The sequence below is a fragment of the Streptococcus sanguinis genome, from assembly GCF_019929145.1.
Lineage (GTDB): Bacteria > Bacillota > Bacilli > Lactobacillales > Streptococcaceae > Streptococcus > Streptococcus sanguinis_U.
Window position 1 is genome coordinate 364,384 of record NZ_JAHZOW010000001.1, and the last position, 14,895, is coordinate 379,278.

At 44.0% G+C, this 14,895-nt stretch carries 20 protein-coding genes; 17 read left to right on the plus strand and 3 right to left on the minus strand.

The features are described from left to right. The first annotated feature begins 9 nt into the window (after positions 1–9). The 10 genes from hisH (at position 10) to K1I94_RS01830 (ending at position 6,137) form a co-directional block, all read left to right on the plus strand. Positions 10–633, plus strand: a complete 624-nt coding sequence (hisH, locus tag K1I94_RS01785) for an imidazole glycerol phosphate synthase subunit HisH (RefSeq protein WP_223314211.1) — start codon at positions 10–12, stop codon at positions 631–633. Further along, complete coding sequence (hisA, locus tag K1I94_RS01790) at positions 611–1,333, plus strand: 1-(5-phosphoribosyl)-5-[(5-phosphoribosylamino)methylideneamino]imidazole-4-carboxamide isomerase (protein ID WP_223314706.1); 723 nt, start codon at positions 611–613, stop codon at positions 1,331–1,333. The genes hisH and hisA overlap by 23 nt, the downstream gene beginning before the upstream one ends. A gap of 2 nt (positions 1,334–1,335) precedes the next feature. Then, positions 1,336–2,094, plus strand: a complete 759-nt coding sequence (hisF, locus tag K1I94_RS01795; RefSeq protein ID WP_223314212.1) for an imidazole glycerol phosphate synthase subunit HisF — start codon at positions 1,336–1,338, stop codon at positions 2,092–2,094. After that, on the plus strand, positions 2,094–2,438 hold the full coding sequence (gene hisI, locus K1I94_RS01800; RefSeq protein ID WP_223314213.1) for a phosphoribosyl-AMP cyclohydrolase: 345 nt from the start codon (positions 2,094–2,096) through the stop codon (positions 2,436–2,438). The genes hisF and hisI overlap by 1 nt, the downstream gene beginning before the upstream one ends. A 131-nt stretch (positions 2,439–2,569) precedes the next feature. Beyond that, positions 2,570–2,884: a phosphoribosyl-ATP diphosphatase gene (gene hisE, locus K1I94_RS01805; protein ID WP_223314214.1), complete on the plus strand. Its 315-nt coding sequence runs from the start codon at positions 2,570–2,572 to the stop codon at positions 2,882–2,884. Positions 2,885–2,917: 33 nt separating this feature from the next. After that, the gene (locus K1I94_RS01810; RefSeq protein WP_125331344.1) at positions 2,918–3,667 is read left to right on the plus strand and encodes a PHP domain-containing protein; all 750 of its coding nucleotides are present in this window, start codon (positions 2,918–2,920) and stop codon (positions 3,665–3,667) included. Positions 3,668–3,678: 11 nt separating this feature from the next. Beyond that, on the plus strand, positions 3,679–4,152 hold the full coding sequence (locus K1I94_RS01815; RefSeq protein WP_223314215.1) for a GNAT family N-acetyltransferase: 474 nt from the start codon (positions 3,679–3,681) through the stop codon (positions 4,150–4,152). Positions 4,153–4,165: 13 nt separating this feature from the next. Then, a complete protein-coding gene (locus tag K1I94_RS01820; RefSeq protein ID WP_223314216.1) occupies positions 4,166–5,092 on the plus strand; it encodes a helix-turn-helix transcriptional regulator in 927 nt (308 codons plus the stop codon). Then, positions 5,079–5,543, plus strand: coding sequence for a nuclear transport factor 2 family protein (locus tag K1I94_RS01825; RefSeq protein ID WP_317627929.1), 465 nt, complete (start codon positions 5,079–5,081; stop codon positions 5,541–5,543). The genes K1I94_RS01820 and K1I94_RS01825 overlap by 14 nt, the downstream gene beginning before the upstream one ends. A 195-nt stretch (positions 5,544–5,738) precedes the next feature. After that, positions 5,739–6,137 carry a hypothetical protein gene (locus K1I94_RS01830; RefSeq protein WP_223314218.1) on the plus strand — a complete coding sequence of 133 codons (399 nt, stop codon included), beginning with the start codon at positions 5,739–5,741 and terminating at the stop codon, positions 6,135–6,137. Positions 6,138–6,229: 92 nt separating this feature from the next. On the opposite strand, the gene K1I94_RS01835 is transcribed toward K1I94_RS01830, so the two are convergent. After that, a complete protein-coding gene (locus K1I94_RS01835; protein WP_002895160.1) occupies positions 6,230–6,400 on the minus strand; it encodes a DUF3042 family protein in 171 nt (56 codons plus the stop codon). An 82-nt stretch (positions 6,401–6,482) separates the two neighbouring features. On the opposite strand from K1I94_RS01835, the gene miaA reads away from it, so the two are divergent. The 7 genes from miaA to K1I94_RS01870 are packed head-to-tail and all read left to right on the plus strand — an operon-like array spanning position 6,483 to position 12,749. Continuing rightward, positions 6,483–7,367, plus strand: a complete 885-nt coding sequence (miaA, locus tag K1I94_RS01840) for a tRNA (adenosine(37)-N6)-dimethylallyltransferase MiaA (protein ID WP_223314219.1) — start codon at positions 6,483–6,485, stop codon at positions 7,365–7,367. Between the two features lie 31 nt (positions 7,368–7,398). Continuing rightward, the gene (gene hflX, locus K1I94_RS01845; RefSeq protein ID WP_223314220.1) at positions 7,399–8,637 is read left to right on the plus strand and encodes a GTPase HflX; all 1,239 of its coding nucleotides are present in this window, start codon (positions 7,399–7,401) and stop codon (positions 8,635–8,637) included. Further along, positions 8,630–9,253, plus strand: coding sequence for a cystathionine beta-lyase (locus K1I94_RS01850; RefSeq protein ID WP_223314221.1), 624 nt, complete (start codon positions 8,630–8,632; stop codon positions 9,251–9,253). Before hflX ends, K1I94_RS01850 begins: the two co-directional genes overlap by 8 nt. Positions 9,254–9,263: 10 nt before the next feature. Further along, positions 9,264–10,193: a ribonuclease Z gene (gene rnz / locus K1I94_RS01855; protein WP_223314222.1), complete on the plus strand. Its 930-nt coding sequence runs from the start codon at positions 9,264–9,266 to the stop codon at positions 10,191–10,193. Further along, positions 10,190–10,945 (plus strand): SDR family NAD(P)-dependent oxidoreductase, encoded by a 756-nt coding sequence (locus K1I94_RS01860; protein ID WP_002900097.1) that lies wholly within the window; start codon positions 10,190–10,192, stop codon positions 10,943–10,945. Before rnz ends, K1I94_RS01860 begins: the two co-directional genes overlap by 4 nt. A gap of 6 nt (positions 10,946–10,951) precedes the next feature. Further along, positions 10,952–11,662, plus strand: a complete 711-nt coding sequence (locus K1I94_RS01865; protein ID WP_223314223.1) for a class I SAM-dependent methyltransferase — start codon at positions 10,952–10,954, stop codon at positions 11,660–11,662. 58 nt (positions 11,663–11,720) lie between these two features. Then, positions 11,721–12,749 (plus strand): acyltransferase family protein, encoded by a 1,029-nt coding sequence (locus tag K1I94_RS01870; RefSeq protein WP_223314224.1) that lies wholly within the window; start codon positions 11,721–11,723, stop codon positions 12,747–12,749. A 144-nt stretch (positions 12,750–12,893) separates the two neighbouring features. On the opposite strand, the gene K1I94_RS01875 is transcribed toward K1I94_RS01870, so the two are convergent. Together K1I94_RS01875 and K1I94_RS01880 are read right to left on the minus strand one after the other, a co-directional pair. Next, a complete protein-coding gene (locus K1I94_RS01875) occupies positions 12,894–13,970 on the minus strand; it encodes an HpcH/HpaI aldolase/citrate lyase family protein (RefSeq protein WP_049553320.1) in 1,077 nt (358 codons plus the stop codon). Between the two features lie 22 nt (positions 13,971–13,992). Next, a complete protein-coding gene (locus K1I94_RS01880; RefSeq protein ID WP_223314225.1) occupies positions 13,993–14,775 on the minus strand; it encodes an HAD family hydrolase in 783 nt (260 codons plus the stop codon). Positions 14,776–14,895 lie beyond the last annotated feature (120 nt).

Here is a 14,895-nt window from a genome sequence, read left to right on the forward strand (position 1 = left end):
GATGTAGAGATGATGATTGTTATTGATTATGACGCAGGAAATACTGCCAATGTCCTCCGAGCTCTGGCTCAGGTCGGAGTAGAAGCGCGCCTGTCAGCTGATCCGCAGGAAATTTTAGCTGCCGATGGCTTGATTTTACCAGGAGTCGGTGCTTTTCCTACGGCTATGCAGGAGTTGGAAAGGCGAGGGCTGGTCTCCGTTATCCAACAGGCTGTGGCTGATGGCAAGCCTCTCTTGGGGATTTGCTTAGGAATGCAGCTCCTGCTGGAGTCTGGATTGGAGAATGGTCAAAGTTCTGGACTGGGCTTGATTCCGGGTGTTTGTCGCCGGATTCCGGACCAGGCTGGTCTGCCTGTGCCTCACATGGGCTGGAATGACTTACAGGTCCAGCAGTCGTCTGCTTTGACAGCTGATCTTGAGGGCCGGTCAGTCTATTTCGTCCATAGCTACTATACAGATGTTCCGGAGGAGTACTTGGATGTGACGGCTGATTATGGGCTGCCTATCCCAGCCATGATTCATAGAGGCTCGGTCTTTGGCTGTCAGTTTCACCCAGAAAAGTCTGGCGCTGTTGGCCTCGGTATCCTAGAGAAGTTTAAGGAGTATGTCTATGAAAATACTGCCCGCTATTGATATCAAAGACGGCCTGGCCGTCCGCCTTTTTAAAGGGGATTTTAGCCAGAAGACGGTGGTCAATCCCGATGTCTTGGAGCAAGCCAAAATTTTCAAAGAAGCTGGGGTTACCATGATTCATGTGGTTGACTTGGACGGAGCCTTAGAAGGTCGGGCGGCCAATCGGGATTTGATTGCCCGAATTAAGTCGGAGACTGGTCTAGCTATCCAAGTCGGGGGTGGTATCCGCAGTCTGGAGCAGATTGAAGATTACCTGGCGGTCGGTATTGACCGTGTCATTATTGGCTCTATGGCTGTGAAGAATCCTGTCTTTGTTGAGGCCGCGCTGGAGCGCTTTGGAAGCAGCAAAATCGTGATTGGCATCGATGCGAAAGAGGGTCTAGTTGCGACTGAGGGTTGGCTGGAAACCAGCAGTCAGGACTATATCAGCCTAGCATTGGCCATGGAAAAGCTCGGCGTTCGCCTCTTCGTTTATACAGATGTGGATCGAGACGGGACTCTGACTGGCCCTAATATCCAGCATTATCAAAAATTGCTGGCAGCGCTCAAGGATGCTCAAGTCATTGCCTCTGGCGGCATTCAGTCAGCAGAGGATTTGAAAGAGCTGAAAAAGCTGGGCTTGGCTGGTGCCATTGTGGGCAAGGCCTATTACAGTGGTCAAGTTAGCCTAGAGCAGATCAAGGAAGCAGAAAGGGGCTAGCCATGCTGAAAAAACGAATCATTCCCTGTCTGGATGTCAAGGACGGCCGGGTGGTCAAGGGCATCAACTTTGTCAATCTGACTGATGTGGGAGATCCAGTCGATGCGGCCAAGGCTTACTATGAAGCTGGCTGCGATGAGTTGGTCTTTCTGGACATCACCGCCACCCATGAGGAGCGAGATACGACGGTCGAGATGGTCCGGCGCGTGGCAGAGCAGGTTTTCATTCCTTTTACCGTCGGGGGCGGCATTCGCACTGTTGAGGACATGAAGCGGATGCTCCAGGCCGGGGCTGATAAGGTTGCGGTTAATTCCTCGGCGCTGGCAAATCCTCAGCTTTTAGCTGACTGTGCTGAGAAATTCGGCAGCCAATGTGTGGTGCTGGCCGTGGATGCTAAGAAAGAAACGGATGGCAGCTGGCATGTCTATCTGGCTGGCGGACGCAAGGACAGCGGTCGCGACCTGTTAGACTGGGTCCAAGAAGCTGTCAGTCTTGGAGCGGGGGAAATTCTTCTGACCAGTATGGACAAGGATGGGACCAAGTCAGGTTTTGACTTGCCAATGCTGGAAGCCGTCTCTCAAGTGGTTTCCGTTCCTATCATCGCCTCTGGTGGTGCTGGCTCTAGCCAGCATATCCTAGAAGTTTTTGAAAAGACTGCAGCGACGGGTGCCTTGGCAGCCTCGATTTTCCATTATGGTCAGGTCTCCATCTCAGATACCAAAAAAGCCATGCAGGAAGCTGGATTGGAGGTACGCATCTGATGACAGAAGTAAAGTTAGATTTTCAAAAGCAAGGCGGTCTCATACCTGCCATTATCCTAGACCACACCAGCAAAGAAGTCCTCATGCTGGCCTATCTCAATGAAGAAGCCTACCAGTTGACCCGCACTAGCGGCCAGGTGTGGTACTGGAGCCGGTCACGTCAGGAACTTTGGCATAAGGGAGCTACCAGCGGCCACTACCAGACTGTCAAAAAAATCACAGCTGACTGCGACCTAGATACCCTGCTGATCGAGGTAGAGCAACTGGGAGTAGCCTGCCATACTGGTGCCAAATCCTGCTTTTTTCATACAATCTGGGATGAAGAAGACGGCAAAACTGACTAAATGCTCCCTTGGTTTACTTTAGTACTTGGTTAATGCAAGAATAAAACTAAGAAGTCAGTATCAAGACACCAGCTCGCCATTGGAAAGAATTGTATTTTATAGTAAAATAAAGAAAGTAACAAGGAGATACTATGCTAGAAACCCTCTATCAAGAAGTCCTCAAACGCAAAAAAGAGCCTAAGGAAGGCTCCTATACCAGCTATCTCTATGACAAGGGGCTGGACAAGATTCTCAAAAAAGTCGGTGAAGAAGCAACAGAAGTGGTCATTGCGGCTAAAAATGCTGACAAGGACGAGATGGCCAATGAAACCGCTGATCTGCTCTACCATCTGGCGGTCGCTCTCGTCGAAACTGGCGTCAGTCTGGATCAGGTAGAGGCCGTCCTCCAGGCCCGACAGGGCAAGCAGAGCCGGATTCATGATCGACCTGAAATTGACCATTACTAAAGGGACACAAGATTTGCAGAAAGGCGGTCCAGCATGCGCGACAACCATCTTCATACCTATTTTTCCTATGATTCTGAGGCGGATTTCTGTGACTATCTGGACCATTACGAGGGCGAGATTGTCACCACTGAGCACTATGATTTGTCCAATCCCTACCCTTACGAAGCTGCCTCGCCCCACGATGATGTGCCTGACTATGAGGCCTATTCAGCAAAAATAGCAGAGCTGAACCAGCAATATGGCAACCGCATTAAAAAGGGGATTGAAATTGGCTATTACGCTCCGCGTAAGGACGATATTCTAGCTTTCCTAACGGACAAGGAATACGACCTCAAGCTCCTATCTGTCCACCACAATGGCAGTTTTGACTATCTGGAAGATCCGGTCTTGCAGCTGGATAAGATGGAGTTAATTCCCCGCTACCTGAGAGAGTTAGAAGAGGCTATCGAGGCTGTGCCAGCAGATGTACTAGCTCACTTTGACTATGGTTTCCGAAAATTTGCGCTTACCGTAGAGGAGTTAAAAACTTTTGAACCAGAGCTGCGACAGCTTTTTCACAAGATGATTGATTATGGTCTGGCCTTTGAGCTCAACTGCAAGTCCATGTATCTGTACGGCCACGAGGAACTCTATATCTATGCTCTTTCGCTAGTCAAGGAGCTGGGCGGTCAGCGCTTTTCAGTGGGATCAGATGGCCACAAGCTGGAGCATTTCCGCTTGCAGTTTGACCGAGTTTCCAAAATCTTAGCAGAGGCTGGCATAGGTGAGGAGCAGTTGATCTAGAAGGAGAAATCATGACTGAGATTAGGTCCTTAAAATCAGAGGAAATCCCGCTCTTAGAGGAATTTCTTTACCAAGCTATTTTTATCCCTCAAGGTCTAGAGCCGCTACCCAGAAGTATATTGAATGAACCAGAACTAGAGATGTATATCAAGGATTTTGGTCAACAGCCAGATGATTGGGCTTTAGCAGTAGAAGTGGCCGGCCAGCTGGTCGGAGCTGTTTGGGTTCGGATTATGAAAGATTACGGCTATTATGACGACCGGACTCCCTCTCTGTCCATTTCATTCCTGCCTGAGTTCAGGGGTCAAGGTCTAGGGCAGCAGTTGATGACGGCCATGCTGGACTTACTCAAGTCCAAAGGCTACCCAAGTGTTTCCCTCTCCGTTTCCAAAGACAATCCCGCCGTTGGCTTTTATCAAAGACTGGGCTTTGTTACGGTTGAAGAGAGGGAAGATGATTATTTGATGCTGTGCCGATTGAAATAAGAAAAGAAAACTCATGAAACTAGAACGATTAATCTATATTCTACTAGCCCTTTTGAATAAGAGGCAGATAACAGCTAAAGAAATTGCTGAACGTTTTGAAATATCTACTCGTACCGTATATCGAGATATGGATACGCTCAGCTTAGCTGGAATCCCTATTTACTCAGAACGCGGAGATAAGGGTGGTTTTTATATACCGGATGACTACAAGATGGACAGCAGTTTTTTCACAGAAGAAGAAAAGCAGTTTATCATCAATATGAGCCAAAATGTCGGCAAAATTGTTGGACATCCTAGTTTTGACAGCATTGAGCATAAGCTTGTTTCTCAAGAAGCGACCGACAAGGTCAATCCATTTTATTTTGATCTCAGTTCATGGTCTCTTAATACAAATTATTTACTTGAGATTGAACAGGCTATACAAACTGGGAAGAAAGTTTCCTTTTCTCATTTTTCTAAAAAACAAGAACAAAGCCAGCGAACGATTCTTCCTTATCGTCTGATTTTTAAACTAAATGCTTGGTATGTTATCGGCTACTGTTTAGAAAAGTTAGATTTTCGCTTTTTCAAACTCAGCAGAATTCGTGATTTGCAGCCAGTAGAAGAGGCTGTCGATGTTGGAGATTACCCGCTTTTATCTCAAGAAAAGCTAGATCTTTTTCTAAATCCGTCCAAAGATAAAGTTGAGGGCAATAAAGAAGAAGTAGAGCTGATTTTCACAGAATCTGCGCTTCCAAAAATTTATGACCACTTCACAGAAGAAGAAATCACTCTTGAGCAAACAAGGATAAAGGTCCATGCTCTCAGAGCATTGACACCGACCTTTTTCGAATTGATTTTAAGTTTTGCTCATCAAGTAAAAGTCATATCACCAAAAAAACTGCAGGATAAATTAATTGATTCTCTTCAAAAAAATCTTCAGCAATATGACAGACTGTAGTCATATTGCTTTTTGTATAATTTTAAATGGCTTGAGAATCTCATTGTTTGAGTGCTTGCCTATATTATTTTTGGAGGTTCAACATATGGATGCAAAAACATTAGCAGAAAGCTATTTTAATGCAGTTAATAAAGGAGGATGGGAAGATTTCGTAGCAGAAAACTTTAATTATGGAATGTGCGACAGTCAGGAGATCAGGCGAGGTCGTGATGTTTATCTGCAAGGTGCAGGTCAATTCTATGCTTTAAGTCAGCATCTTGAAGTGAAGAAGTTATTGGTAGAGGGGCGAGAAGCAACAGCTTTAAATCGCTATCGCCTGCAGTTGCCACACGGAAATCAACTAGAATTGGATGTCGCAGAATTTTTAAAATTTGATGAATCAGACAAATTAATTGCATCCAACATTTACTTTGATACTCATCGTTTCCATGAGTTTATGCAAGGGAAGTAGGCATGTAGAAAAGTCACCGAACGGCGGCTTTTTTAGTAACCAATAACTTCTACAATGCTTTATCGTATTATTTATAAGTTTTCTTGCCAAGTGGTAAAATAAAGCCGAAATAAAATATGTTCTCCTAGAGCAATCTAATCGATTAGGAACAATTAATTTGACTGTTCTTCGTAGTCATATAAAGGAGTTGATTTTATGACTAATACTAGGCGAGCAGTGCTAGCACTGAGCTTGGGTGTTTTGTTATTGCTAGCAGTGGGAATTCTACTGCAGGTTCATTTTTGGAGAATGATCATTTTGCTAGGTCTATTCTTTTTTGCGGAAGTATTTATCATCTGGTACTCAGGAAGTGAGTCTAAGTCGCAGATCAGTGGCGGGCAAAGCCTTGAATTCTTCTGGCTTTATATCAAACGCTTGAAAATTTTTTATATCACAATTATGTGTGTCGCAATTCCTTTCGTTTCTCTGTCTTCCAATCCTGCTTTCGATTTGTTTTTTGTGCTTGTGTTGTTAGTATTCTTGCTCTTAAGCAATTATATCTTTAGCTCTCATGGCATTCAATCGCCCAAGAAAGAGAAGGCTTTTAAAGTCTAATAGATTTGTTTGCAGCAGTCGATTTGATTGCTGTTTTTTTGAAAGAAGAAAAAGCCTGGGAAAAACCAGGCTTTTTAGTGAAATGTGCAAGATTAGTGTGCTACACGTTTGCGAGCTGCTTTTTTACGGTTTTCTTCGATGAAAGCTGCTTTTTGTTCTTCAGGTTCGATGACTTTTTTCTTAACTGCATATACTGCGCCTGCCACAGCAGCAACAGTAGCTGCAACTCCTGTAAGAACGCCTTTTCCAAATCCTTTAGCCATGTGATTTCTCCTTTTCTGAACTTTTATTATTTATGTTATAATTAATAGTAACGAAAAATCAAAATTTTTTCAAGGAAAAAAGATGAAAACCAAGATAATTGTGATAGTGGGGCCTACGGCAGTTGGAAAAACAGCTCTGAGTATTGAAGTAGCCAAGCACTTCAATGGCCAAATCATTAGCGGTGACAGCCAGCAGGTCTATCGTGGCTTGGATATTGGCACGGCCAAGATTCGTCCTGAAGAGCAGGAGGGCATTCCCCATCATCTGCTGGATGTGCGGGAGGTTGGAGAGAGCTACTCGGCCTATGATTTTGTGACTGAGGCGGCTAAGGCTATTCGTGAGATTGAAGCTCAAGGACAGCTTCCCATCATTTGCGGTGGTACAGGGCTCTATATCCAGAGTTTGCTCGAGGGCTATCATCTGGGTGGCTCCGTCCCTCACGAGGAGATTCTGGCCTATCGGGCGCAGCTGGACAGTTGGTCAGATGAGGATTTGTTTGGGAAAATAGCAGAGCTGGGTATCGAGATTCCTCAGATAAATCGACGCAGGGCTATGAGGGCGCTGGAGATTGCTCAGTTAGGCGGGCAACTAGAAAACAATCAACCAGACTATGAAGCCCTGCTGATTTGCCTAGATGATGAGCGACAAAAACTTTATGAGCGAATCAATCAGAGAGTAGATCTGATGCTAGAAGTCGGACTTTTAGAAGAAGCTCGCTGGCTGTTTGAGAAAGCTCCGACCAGTCAAGCCAGCAAGGGGATTGGCTACAAGGAACTTTTCCCCTACTTTGAAGGTCAGATGAGCCTAGAAGAGGCAGTGGACAAGCTCAAGCAGAATACCCGCCGTTTTGCCAAGCGCCAGCTGACTTGGTTTCGCAATCGGATGTCCGTGACCTTCTATCAAGTGGGAAATCCAGACTATAAAAATCAGGTCATGGAAGACATCAAGAATTTTCTGGACAAGTAGCTGGCTGACCAAGTCTTAGTAAGGATATGAGATGATAGAAACAGAGAAAAAAACAGAGCGTGTCTTTCTGGTCGGTGTGGAACTAGCAGACACGGAGAATTTTGACCTATCCATGGAGGAACTGCAAAGTTTAGCTAAGACGGCAGGGGCTGAAGTAGTCGGCTCCTATAGCCAGAAGCGGGAAAAGTATGACAGCAAGACCTTTGTTGGCTCTGGTAAGTTAGAAGAAATCCGGCAGATGGTTGATGCCGAAGAGATTTCGACCGTCATTGTCAATAACCGTCTGACACCTCGCCAAAATGTCAATCTGGAGGAAAGCTTGGGGGTTAAGGTCATTGACCGTATGCAGCTGATTTTGGATATTTTTGCCATGAGGGCTAGGAGTTATGAGGGCAAGCTGCAGGTGCATCTAGCCCAGCTCAAGTATCTGCTGCCTCGCTTGGTTGGCCAGGGGATTATGCTCAGCCGTCAGGCTGGTGGAATTGGCTCCCGCGGGCCTGGTGAAAGTCAGCTGGAGCTCAATCGACGTAGCGTCCGCAATCAGATTCATGATATTGAGCGCCAACTCAAAGCAGTGGAGAAAAATCGGGCTACCGTTCGTGAAAAACGGCTGGAATCCAATATTTTCAAAATCGGCCTCATCGGTTATACCAATGCTGGCAAGTCTACGATCATGAACTGCTTGACTAGTAAGAGTCAGTATGAGGCTGACGAACTCTTTGCGACGCTAGACGCCACGACTAAGAACATCAACCTCAGTGGCCAGCTCAATGTCACTCTGACAGACACAGTTGGCTTCATTCAGGATTTGCCTACAGAGCTAGTATCTAGCTTTAAATCCACACTGGAAGAGAGCAAAAATGTCGATTTGCTGGTCCATGTTATTGACGCCAGCGACCCTCATCATGAGGAGCACGAAAAGACTGTCCTCGACATCATGAATGAGCTGGACATGCTGGATATTCCCCGGCTGACTCTTTATAACAAAGCAGACAAGACGGAGGATTTTACTCCGACCCTGACTCCTTATTCTTTGATTTCGGCTAAGGCGGACAATAGCAGAGCTCTTTTGCAGCAAGTCCTGCTGGAGCGGATGAAAGAGTTATTTTTGCCTTTTACAATCAAGGTAGCGCCTGCTAAAGCCTACAAGATTCATGATTTAGAGAAAGTCGCGATTATGGGGAATCGAGAATACATAGACGATGTCGAAGTCGTTTCAGGCTGGATTGCCGAGAAAAACAAATGGAAACTGGAAGAATTTTATGACTGATTATATTGACCTGGCCCTCAAATACGGCGGTTTTACAAGCCTAGACAGGGTCTACTTAGAGCAAGTGTTGGCTGGCCTGACAGAGGAGCAGAAGCGTAGCTTTATCACTCCGCCGCCTAGCGTTATCAATGCTTACTTTGCTGAGCTTTATCAAAAGAAAAGTCCGGAAGCCGCAACAGCCTATTTTCTAGAAATTACCCAAGCGCTGGACTTGTGGAATGCGGAGCCTAGCTTTGTAGAAAGCGAGCCTTTTGTACGACTTAATCTATCTGGCAAGTCCTATGGATTTTGCTATGAGAGCGAGAAAGTCGGCTTGGTCTTCCCTGAAAAGCCAGAGCCGGTAACAGACGACTTGCTCTTTGAAATTGCCCAAGTCTTTCCGCAGTACTTGGTCTACGAAGAAGCTGGGAGAATAAAAATGGCACCTTTCAAAGCTGAGTCTCAAGTCGTGGATAGTCAGGCTCTGACTGCTTTGACCGATTGGCAGCAGCTGGCTGATGGCAGCCAGAGAGTTTTGGGCTACAATCAAGATGAAGTCAGTCAGCTGGCTCAGTCCTATGCCGGCAGAAAATACTATCACTCGCAGAATCGCTCTGCCATGATTTATATCATTTAGAAAGAACAATATGCAATTACAATTTTTAGGAACTGGAGCCGGTCAGCCCTCCAAGGCTCGCAATGTATCCAGCCTTGTCCTCAAGCTGTTAGAGGAGATCAATGAGATCTGGATGTTTGACTGCGGTGAGGGGACCCAGCACCAGATCTTGGAGACGACGATTAAACCGCGCAAAATCAGCAAGATTTTCATTACTCATCTGCATGGCGACCATATTTTTGGCCTGCCGGGCTTTCTGTCCAGTCGTTCTTTTCAGGCTAATGAAGAGCAGACTAACCTGGAAATTTATGGTCCAAAAGGTATTAAAAACTTTGTCCTGTCTAGCCTGCGCGTGTCTGGTTCTCGTCTGCCTTATCGGATTGATTTTCATGAGTTTGATGAAAATAGTCTGGGCAAGATTCTTGAAACGGACAAGTTCACAGTTTATGCGGATAAGCTGGATCACACGATTTTCTGTGTGGGCTATCGGGTGATGCAGAAAGATTTGGAAGGAACGCTGGATGCGGATAAGCTAAGAAATGCGGGCGTACCTTTTGGTCCCCTCTTTGGTAAAGTCAAGAATGGTCAGGATATCGTCCTAGAAGATGGAACCAAAATTATTGCAGCAGACTATATCTCAGCTCCTCGTCCAGGCAAGACCATTGCTATTCTGGGTGATACTCGGAAGACTGCTGCCAGCGTTCGCTTAGCAGTAGCAGCAGATGTGCTGGTACATGAAGCGACCTATGGCAAGGGAGACGAAAAACTGGCCCGCAATCACGGTCATTCTACCAATATGCAAGCCGCAGAAGTAGCCAAGGAGGCCGGCGCTAAGCGCCTCCTTCTCAATCATATCAGTGCTCGCTTTTTAGCCAAGGACATCAGCCAAATGCGCCGCGATGCCAGTGCTGTCTTTGAAAAGGTCCATGTGGTCAAGGACTTGGAAGAGGTGGAGATATGAGAACCATCATCATCACAGGGGCTAGCGGTGGACTGGCCCAGGAAATGGTTAAGCTCTTGCCCAATGACCGACTGATTTTGGTCGGACGGTGCAAGGCTAAGCTGGAAAAACTATATGGAGAAAAAGAAAATCTTGACCTAGTGGAGCTGGATATCACAGACAGCTCAGCTTTGGAAAACTTTGCTGAGCGGATTGACAGCCAGTATGGCCACGTAGATGTCCTAGTCAATAACGCTGGCTATGGGATTTTTGAAGAATTTGACAAAATCAGCTCCAGCGATATTGAGGCCATGTTTGAGGTCAATACCTTTGCCCTGATGAACCTGTCCCGTATCTTTGGAGCTCGCATGAAGCAGGCAGGTCAAGGACACATCGTCAATATCGTTAGTATGGCTGGCCTCATTGCAAGTAGCAAGTCCAGTCTTTATTCAGCGACCAAGTTTGCAGCGATTGGTTTTTCCAATGCCCTGCGTTTGGAACTCCTGCCTTTTGGGGTTTATGTCACGACGGTGAACCCAGGTCCTATTAAAACTTCCTTTTTCGATCAAGCGGATCCTGATGGTTCCTATGTAAAAGCAGTGGACAAGTATATCTTGGAGCCTGACTTTGTAGCAGGCAAAATTGTCAACTCCTTTGGCAAAAAGAAGCGGGAAATGAATCTACCTGGGATTCTCAATCTAGCTCACAAGCTTTATACCCTTTTTCCAAGAATTGCCGATAAGATGGCAGTCAAGATGTTTAACTATAAGTGAGGTTTTATGCCAGCTAATCTACAAGCCTACAAAGCTCATCTGCAGGCGCCTTGGGGCAAACTTCAGTATGATATTATTTTTGCCTTTCTTGAGTCACTTAAGGGCCAGAAAATTCTTGATTTCGGCAGCGGTTTTGGGATTGTGGCTGATTTTCTAGCGGAAAAGAACCAAGTGACCGCCATTGAGCCGAACTCAGAAATGATTGCCGATCGCAAGCAGGACTTTTTCTATGAGCAATTGCAAGGCAGCTTGGACCTTCTGCAAATATTACCAGACCAGTCTTTTGATGTCATCGTCTGTCATAATGTCTTAGAGTATGTATCTGACCCTGCTCTTTATTTGACAGAATTTTCCCGCCTCTTAAAAAAGGACGGCAAAATTTCTCTGGTCAAGCATCACGAGGTTGGGCGCATTATGCATACAGTGGTTTTTGAAAATGACCCAGAAAAGGCCCAGCAGCTTTTGGCGGGGCAGGAATATCAAACTCACAGTATGGGGACTGCTAAGGTTTATCAGGTTCAGGAAGTTATCTCAGGTCTTCCATTAGAAGTTGAGGATTATCAGGGAGTACGAATTTTTTACGGGCTGCAATCCAATGACTACAAAACTGCCCCTGACTGGGCTGAAAAGATGCTTGAGATGGAGCTGGCTGTCTGCAACCAATCTCCTTATCGGGACATTGCTGCCTTTCAGCATGTTTGGCTAGCCAAGTCCTAGGTCAAAGGAAAAAAGTGTTCATTTACATCTTAAACAAACCTCGTAAGGAGAAAGCTTGATGCGAAGGAGAGAAGTCGTAGGGCCTGGGCAGCCAGTCAATTATGCCCTGCTCAGCCTTTTTCAATATATCGCTTCCATTTTGGTAATTCTGGTTCACTGCCAGAGACTTTTTGAACATGAAGCCCTGCATTTTATTCAGAAGAGTATGTTTGGCCGCATGGCGGTCCCTTTCTTTTTAATTTCTTCAGCCTATTTTTTCCGATTACGCTGGAAGCGAGAGCACGGTTCTACGAAACTGACTCTGTATATCAAAGGTATTTTAAAGGCCTATGGCTTTTGGAGTTTGGTCTATCTTCTCTATGCTTTGACTTACTTCCAATCTCTGCACTGGCCTCTCTACCTAGCTCCGCTGGCTATTCTAGCAGCGCTCTTCTACATCGGAATGAGCTACCAGCTCTGGTATATTCCTGCCTTTCTCTTAGGTTTGCTGCTTGTACATTTTTTATATAGGAAGTTGGGTCCCAAGAAAACATTTGTTCTTTTACTAGTTATCTACGCTTTAGGTGCTATTGAGACTTATCACGCCTATCTGGCGCCTAGTCTGCTGACAGACTGGTATGATGCCTATGCCAAGCTCTTTTTCACTAGCAGGACTGGCCTCTTCTATACGCCCATTTTTATCTATTTAGGCTACTTTCTAGCTGATTACGGGCAGATAGCCTTATTTCAGAAGAAACGCTGGCTGTCTCTTCTGTTGGCAAGTCTTTTCCTAGCAGGCGAAGGAATACTGGTTTACATCAGGCAGGGACTGGATAAAAACTTTTTCTTTGCTCTCATTCCCTTTACGCTCTTCTTATTCAATTGGCTGTTAAAAACTCAGTGGAAGCGTGAAAAAAACTGGCGACATTTAAAAGATCTAAGTATCCTTTATTTCTTTCTCCATCCTATCTTTATTGAGTTATCTTTCTTTCTGCTCAAATCCCAGCAGCTGACCAAGTGGGAAAATGGCCGTTGGGCCTTCCTTCTGACGATTATCCTGACCCACCTGACGTCAGAGTTGGTGATTCGATGGCGAGGGAAAGGTTAAATTTATCGCTAAAAAATTTGGCATGTTTAAGATGAATAGTTGCTATTTCTTTATCTAAAATAAAACACACGCATTAAGTTCAGTTTTAATGCGTGTGTTTTTAGTCAAGGAAAAAGTTAGGCAGAACACCCATTATATGTCGTTCTACGATTTCAGTGAATTATCTTTTGTATTATCTCCTTCAGCTATGCCATAGACTGTTGCTAACTGGATAATTTTCTTTGCCCATTTGCTATGCGGCTTCATTTCATTCATCCGGTTTTCTTTATATCCTTTTATTACACCAATTTGCTGCTGATTTGTGTTAAGAATTGTCAGAGCATCTTGGTAGTCTTCTATACTAACAATGTTATTCTCAGCAATAAGGCTTAGCTGAGAAGGATGGATGCAAGTTTTTCCAATGAATCCATTAAGTCTGTCTAATTCTAGCTCTTTTTTCAATCCATGAGCCCAATTCCCATCTTGAAAACGGCTATTAAAGTATTCCCATACTGGTCCTGAACAGATATAATCTGCGGAAAAAATATTTAAGATATCTGTTAGACAGTCAGCAATAAGTTTAACATCGTAGATAGTCTGGTGGACATTACGACGAATACCGAAAATATTACTAAAATCAGTTGCTCCCACACGGATATTTAAAACTTGCTCCTTATAGGGTTTTAATAACTCTGATATAAAAAGAAGTTCTTCCATTCTGGTATTCTTTTTCATGATGCTCTCGCTTTCAAGAATTGGCATTATGTAAAATGTTTGATTTGTTCTTTTGCTAAAATTGTCGAAAACTTGAAGGTAGGCAGGAGCAGTAGTAGAATCAAATTTAGGAAAATTAAATCCAGAAACTAGTTTAAAGATATCAGGAGAAGAATGCTCGAGCATTTGATTAAATTGTTGGGAAGAACGGACTCGGATAAAAATTAAAGGGAGAGAATCAAAATCTAGCTGGCCAGTTTCCAAGGCTTGATTCAGTTTGTCTAAAGTCTCAAAGAGTTGTAATTCAGCTTGATGAACAGTTCCATCTCCAATAGAATCTTCTAGATCTAGACAGATTGAGCTACAGCAAGGATGGAGGCCAGCAATGATTTCATCAACTATCTGAGTTCGATGAGCGGGCATATAAAGAAGTCCAGCTATTGCATATTGCAATAAATCTTTTGGGGAATTTTGATTAAATTGGCATCCTTCTTTAAATAGGGGTATAGAATCATAAGTAAATTTCATTCAAATCTTCCATTCAACACTTTTAAGTTTTTTGTTCGAGGACTACTGAAAGAATATCCTCAGCGCCTTCTATTCCTTGATTAACAATCATATAGCCATCTTTATTATCGATAAGCTGGTAAACTTCACTGTTCTTTGGTATCATTTTTATATCGCCTAAAGATAAGAAGCCAGCATCTAATTTTCCGTCACCCGAAGTAATTAGAAATTCTTCTTTGAGATAGTCTTTTAAAAAAGAAAGAGCGTTTTCTTTAGAAATTTCTTTAGGGATGATGTAAAGTTTAAGCCCCTGAAGAGTGAAAGTCCATTCTAAATCTTTTAAATCTTTTTCAAGACTTGGCAAGATAAACTCTTGAACGATATCCTGATCTTCGGTAACTTTAGTAAAAAAGAATAAATTGTCAACCAAAGATGGAGTTCTAGTTAAGTATTTTTGATATTTAGTTAAAATATCTAAGATTTTAGGATAATCCAATGCTTGTATTTGTCGAGTTCTTTCGATGTGTTCCTGCCAGACTTTTAAAGGTTGACCTTTATGCAGAATGATTCCGCCATTAGCAACAACAGCATAAGGGCAGTCTTGTAGGGGGATAATGCGTGAGAACTGCGCTAGCGAGCGAGTTGTAATTGGAACCAAATGGATATCGCATCGAGTTTTGGCTTGAGCAAGTAATTCCAATGCTCTATGGCTCATATAGGAGATTTCACGTCCGTCTAGATGTTCTACACAAGAAACAGTCTGATAATTTTCAACAAACTTATTAGAATAAATGATGGTTCGATCTAAATCAGTAGCAAAAAGCATAATATTCCTCTCTTTTTTGGGACTGATAGTTGTAAAATTTTAATAGAAAACAAAAATTTCTTTTTTAATTTCAAGCAGTTATATTTAAAGGTTATTAAAGTTAGATTGATTGTCTTAAAA

Coding starts and splice junctions, on each gene's coding strand:
- hisE (WP_223314214.1), top strand. CDS start 2,570: ATGCTAGAAACCCTCTATCAAGAAGTCCTCAAACGCAAAAAAGAGCCT.
- K1I94_RS01880 (WP_223314225.1), bottom strand. CDS start 14,775: ATGCTTTTTGCTACTGATTTAGATCGAACCATCATTTATTCTAATAAG.
- hisI (WP_223314213.1), top strand. CDS start 2,094: ATGACAGAAGTAAAGTTAGATTTTCAAAAGCAAGGCGGTCTCATACCT.
- hisA (WP_223314706.1), top strand. CDS start 611: ATGAAAATACTGCCCGCTATTGATATCAAAGACGGCCTGGCCGTCCGC.
- hisF (WP_223314212.1), top strand. CDS start 1,336: ATGCTGAAAAAACGAATCATTCCCTGTCTGGATGTCAAGGACGGCCGG.
- K1I94_RS01810 (WP_125331344.1), top strand. CDS start 2,918: ATGCGCGACAACCATCTTCATACCTATTTTTCCTATGATTCTGAGGCG.
- K1I94_RS01850 (WP_223314221.1), top strand. CDS start 8,630: ATGACTGATTATATTGACCTGGCCCTCAAATACGGCGGTTTTACAAGC.
- K1I94_RS01875 (WP_049553320.1), bottom strand. CDS start 13,970: ATGAAATTTACTTATGATTCTATACCCCTATTTAAAGAAGGATGCCAA.
- hflX (WP_223314220.1), top strand. CDS start 7,399: ATGATAGAAACAGAGAAAAAAACAGAGCGTGTCTTTCTGGTCGGTGTG.
- rnz (WP_223314222.1), top strand. CDS start 9,264: ATGCAATTACAATTTTTAGGAACTGGAGCCGGTCAGCCCTCCAAGGCT.
- K1I94_RS01870 (WP_223314224.1), top strand. CDS start 11,721: ATGCGAAGGAGAGAAGTCGTAGGGCCTGGGCAGCCAGTCAATTATGCC.
- K1I94_RS01835 (WP_002895160.1), bottom strand. CDS start 6,400: ATGGCTAAAGGATTTGGAAAAGGCGTTCTTACAGGAGTTGCAGCTACT.
- K1I94_RS01825 (WP_317627929.1), top strand. CDS start 5,079: ATGACAGACTGTAGTCATATTGCTTTTTGTATAATTTTAAATGGCTTG.
- K1I94_RS01865 (WP_223314223.1), top strand. CDS start 10,952: ATGCCAGCTAATCTACAAGCCTACAAAGCTCATCTGCAGGCGCCTTGG.
- K1I94_RS01815 (WP_223314215.1), top strand. CDS start 3,679: ATGACTGAGATTAGGTCCTTAAAATCAGAGGAAATCCCGCTCTTAGAG.
- K1I94_RS01820 (WP_223314216.1), top strand. CDS start 4,166: ATGAAACTAGAACGATTAATCTATATTCTACTAGCCCTTTTGAATAAG.
- K1I94_RS01830 (WP_223314218.1), top strand. CDS start 5,739: ATGACTAATACTAGGCGAGCAGTGCTAGCACTGAGCTTGGGTGTTTTG.
- K1I94_RS01860 (WP_002900097.1), top strand. CDS start 10,190: ATGAGAACCATCATCATCACAGGGGCTAGCGGTGGACTGGCCCAGGAA.
- hisH (WP_223314211.1), top strand. CDS start 10: ATGATGATTGTTATTGATTATGACGCAGGAAATACTGCCAATGTCCTC.
- miaA (WP_223314219.1), top strand. CDS start 6,483: ATGAAAACCAAGATAATTGTGATAGTGGGGCCTACGGCAGTTGGAAAA.